The sequence below is a fragment of the Mesorhizobium sp. M2A.F.Ca.ET.037.01.1.1 genome, from assembly GCF_003998075.1.
Classification (GTDB): Bacteria; Pseudomonadota; Alphaproteobacteria; order Rhizobiales; family Rhizobiaceae; genus Mesorhizobium.
Genome location: NZ_RZSA01000633.1, coordinates 1 through 4,014, shown reverse-complemented (window position 1 = coordinate 4,014; position 4,014 = coordinate 1). Strand labels below are relative to the sequence as shown.

General features: G+C 65.9%; 3 protein-coding genes and 2 pseudogenes. All 5 read right to left on the bottom strand.

Annotated features, from left to right (window positions below; translation table 11 throughout):
- A pseudogene (locus tag EOA27_RS25840) lies at nucleotides 1-180 on the bottom strand (hydrogenase expression protein HypE); the annotation flags it as partial.
- Nucleotides 181-184: 4 nt separating this feature from the next.
- On the bottom strand, nucleotides 185-1,636 hold the full coding sequence (locus tag EOA27_RS25835) for a hydrogenase 4 subunit F (protein ID WP_126080204.1): 1,452 nt from the start codon (nucleotides 1,634-1,636) through the stop codon (nucleotides 185-187).
- Nucleotides 1,633-2,295, bottom strand: coding sequence for a hydrogenase-4 component E (locus EOA27_RS25830; RefSeq protein WP_095819077.1), 663 nt, complete (start codon nucleotides 2,293-2,295; stop codon nucleotides 1,633-1,635). The genes EOA27_RS25835 and EOA27_RS25830 overlap by 4 nt, the downstream gene beginning before the upstream one ends.
- Nucleotides 2,295-3,251: an NADH-quinone oxidoreductase subunit H gene (locus EOA27_RS25825; protein ID WP_126080205.1), complete on the bottom strand. Its 957-nt coding sequence runs from the start codon at nucleotides 3,249-3,251 to the stop codon at nucleotides 2,295-2,297. The genes EOA27_RS25830 and EOA27_RS25825 overlap by 1 nt, the downstream gene beginning before the upstream one ends.
- Nucleotides 3,242-4,014, bottom strand: a pseudogene (locus EOA27_RS25820) (hydrogenase 4 subunit B); the annotation flags it as partial. The gene EOA27_RS25825 and the pseudogene EOA27_RS25820, both read right to left, overlap by 10 nt.

Here is a 4,014-nt window from a genome sequence, read left to right as displayed (position 1 = left end):
GTGCACCTTGTCAGGCTCCCCCCACAGGCCGAGCAGGCTCCAGCGTCCGGCGACGAGCTGCTCGACGGCGAGGTTCCAGGCCTTCGGAGCGACGACGCCGCGCCGCCAGGGCGCGTGATGTTCGACCTGGCGGTCGGCCTCGATGAGATCGGCGAGCGCGGGCATGTTTTTCCTCACCATGCGCCTACCCCAGGATGCCGGCGACATGCTGGAACCACGCCACCAGCGGCGCCGGCAGATAGATGCCGGCGGCAAACACCAAGGCGAGGTGCGAATACATCGGCACATAGGACGCCTCGACAGGCGCCATGCCGCCGCGCGGCTCGCCGAAGGCGACGCCGGTCAGCCGCAGCAGCAGCGCGCCGAAGGCGATGAGCAGCCCGAACACCAGCGGGACCGCCAGCCACGGATGCCTGGCGAAAGTCGAGCTGACGACTAGGAATTCGCTCATGAAGATGCCGAGCGGCGGCAGGCCGGCAATGGCCACGACGCCGATGACCAGCGCCCAGCCAAGTCCGGGATGGCTTTCGGTCAGCCCCCTGATCTCGGAGATCTTCTGCGTGCCCTTGACCTGCGCGATATGGCCGACGGCGAAGAAGATCGCCGATTTGGTCAGGCTGTGCATGACCATGTGCAGCAGGCCGGCGAAATTGGCGAGCGGGCCGCCCATGCCGAAGGCAAAGACGATGATGCCCATATGCTCGATCGAGGAATAGGCGAACAGGCGTTTGATGTCGCGGCGGCGGTAGAGCATGAAGGCCGCGAAGATCAGCGAGGTCAGTCCCATCGTGACCATCAGCGGCCCGGGCCCGATCGCCTGCGGGCTCGCCGCGAGCAACAGCTTGAAGCGCAGCACGGCATAGAGCGCGACATTGAGCAGCAGGCCCGACAGCACCGCCGAGATCGGCGTCGGGCCCTCGGCATGGGCGTCGGGCAGCCAGGCATGCAAGGGGGCAAGGCCGACCTTGGTGCCGTAACCGAGCAGCAGGAAGATGAAGGCGACGCTGAGCAGCGCTGGATCGAAACGCGCCGCCTTTTCGATCAGCACCGACCAGACCATGGCGTTGGTGCCTTCGCCGACGACCGGCTGCGCAGCCATGTAGACGAGGATCGTTCCGAACAGCGCGAGCGCGATGCCGACGCTGCCGAGGATGAAATATTTCCACGCCGCTTCCAGCGCCTCATGCGTGCGGTAGATGCCGACCATCAGCACGGTGGTCAGCGTGGCGAGCTCCACCGCGACCCACATCAGGCCGATATTGTTCGACACGAAGGCCAAGTTCATGCCGAACATCATGATCTGGTACATCGCGTGGTAGAAGCGCAGGTTCGGCGCGGTCAGCCGGCCGGTTTCCAGCTCATGCGCGATGTAGGACGCGCTGAACACGCTGGTGGTGAAGCCGACGAATGTGTTGAGCACGATGAAGACGATGTTGAGGTCGTCGACCAGGAGGTATTGTCCCGGCGCTGGCCGTTCCGTGACGAACAGCGACAGCGCCGCGAGCAAGGTGAGCAGGCTGGCGATGACATTGACGGTCGCCGTCATGCGGTAGTTCGGCATTGCCGCCAGGATGGCCGCGGCACCCGCCGGGATAAAAAGGATCGCGGCCACGGCGTCGAAGGAAAACCCGCTCACCGGCGTTCTCCCCGGTAGTCGTCGAGCGCGCCGATATCGACCGAATCGAACCGTTCCCGGATGCGGAACAGGAAGACGCCGATGACGATGAAGGCGATCAGGATTGAGAAGGCGACGCTGATCTCGACCACCAGCGGCATGCCCTTGGCGCCGGTGGCGGCCAGCACCAGGCCGTTCTCCAGCGACATGAAGCCGACGACCTGGCTGACGGCGTTGCGCCTTGTGACCATAACCAGCAGGCCGAGCAGGATGATCGACAGCGCGAAGGCGAGATCCTCGCGGGCGAGCGGATCGGCCTCGGGCGTCACCCGCAGCATCAGCACCATGGAGAGCGTCACTAGCCCGATGCCGGCGAGCATGGTCGGGCCGATGCCGACCGCGGTCTCGATGTCGCGGTGGATGCCGAGCCGCTGGATGATGCGATGCAGCCCGACGGGAATGACGATCGCCTTGAAGACCAACGCGATTGCCGCCGTGATGTAGAGATGATGCGCGTCCTGGATGTAAGCCTGCCAGGCTACCGAAAGCGCCAGCACTACGGCATGCAGCGCAAAGACATTGATCAGCGCGAACAGCCGGTCCTGGTAGAGCATCATGAAGGAGATCAGCACCAGGCTGCCGGCGAGCAGATGGGCGATGTCGAAGGTGAGACCGTTCATCACAGGCTCCGCGAGACGAACAGCAACAGCGTGCCGAGCAGCGCCAGCATCAGCGCCGCGCCCAGGAAGTCCGGCACGCGGAAGACGCGCATCTTGGCGACCGCCGTCTCGAACACGGCAAGCAGGATGGCGAGCACCGTGAGCTTGCAGAGATAGGCGGCCGCGCCGATGGCCAGCGATTTCGGCCCGGTCCCGCCGCTGTCCAGCCCCCAGGGCAGGAAGACGCAGGCGATCAGCGACATATAGAGCAGCAGCTTGAGGAAGGTGGCGAGCTCGATCATCGCCAGATGGCGGCCGGAATATTCCAGGATCATCGCCTCATGCACCATGGTGAGCTCCAGATGCGTGGCCGGATTGTCGACCGGTATGCGCGCATTCTCGGCGATCGCCACCATCACGAGCGCGATCAGCGACATGCCGAGCGACACCCGCAGCCCGACTTGCGGAGAGCCCATGAAGGCGGCGACCGTCGAGAGCTGCGTGGCGCCGGCCAGCAGCGCCAGGCTGAAGACGGTGAGCAGCATCGCCGGTTCGGCCAGCGACGCGATCATCACCTCGCGGCTGGCGCCGAGGCCGCCGAAGCTGGTGCCGACATCCATCCCGGCCAGCGCCTGGAAGAAGCGCGCGCTGCCGAGCAGCGCCACGATGACGATGAGGTCGGCGGTCCAGCTGAATTCGAGGCCGGTGGCGAATGTCGGGACGAGCGCGGCCGCGACCCAGGTGGCCGCGAAGATCAGATAGGGCGTCACCCGGAACAGCCAGGACGCATTGTCCGCCAGCACGACCTCCTTGCGCATCAGCCTGACGAGATCGCGATAGGGCTGGATCAGCGAAGACCCCTGCCGCCTGACCAGCCTTGCCTTCACCTTGCGCACGAAGCCGATCAGCAGCGGCGCCAGCAAAAGCACGACCAGCATCTGCGCGCCCTGCACGGCCAGCTGCGAGATCATGGCCATAGCGCGAGCACCAGAAGCAGGATGACGAGGTAGAGGAAGACCAGCGTCAAATAGCGGCGGATGGTCAGGAACTGCAGGTGGTTCAGCCGCTCTGTGGCGAAATCGATCGCGCCGGTGATCGGCTGGTAGAAGATCTCCCAGGCCACATCGTGCATCTCCACCTTGAGTCGCGCCGGCTCCAGCGCGCCCGGCGCCGGCATGTCCACCGTCTCGCGCGAGCGGAACGCGAAGCCGTCGAAGACGCGGCGAATGGGCTGCGCGAAGCTGACGGCCGTGTATTGCGCGGCCGGCACCGCATCCGGGAAGCCGCATCCCCACGCAATGCCCCGGCGCAGCGCATGCGAGGCGAAGCGGTGGATGAAGAACGCCGCGAGCGACGCCGAGATGGTGATGAAGACAAAGACCAGCAGGCCGTTATAGGAGCTGCGGCTCTCGGCGATCGGCACGATCGACAGCCAGGGCTGCGCCATCTGAACCGGCATGCGCTCGCCGACGAGCGGAAGCGTCACCGTCGACAGGCTGTCGATGACGAAGCCTGGCAGGATGCCGGCGAGCAGGCAGAAGGCGGCAAGCACGGCCATCGCCGCCAGCGACCACCGATCGACTTCGTGCGCGCGTTCCACCGCCGCCGACCGCGCCCGGCCAAGGAAGGTGATGCCGAATGCCTTGACGAAGCAGGCCGCGGCAAGTGCGGCCGACAGCGCCAGCATGCCGCCGACCGCGGGCACGATGACCTTCAGCCCCCATTGCGGCAGCTCGGGGC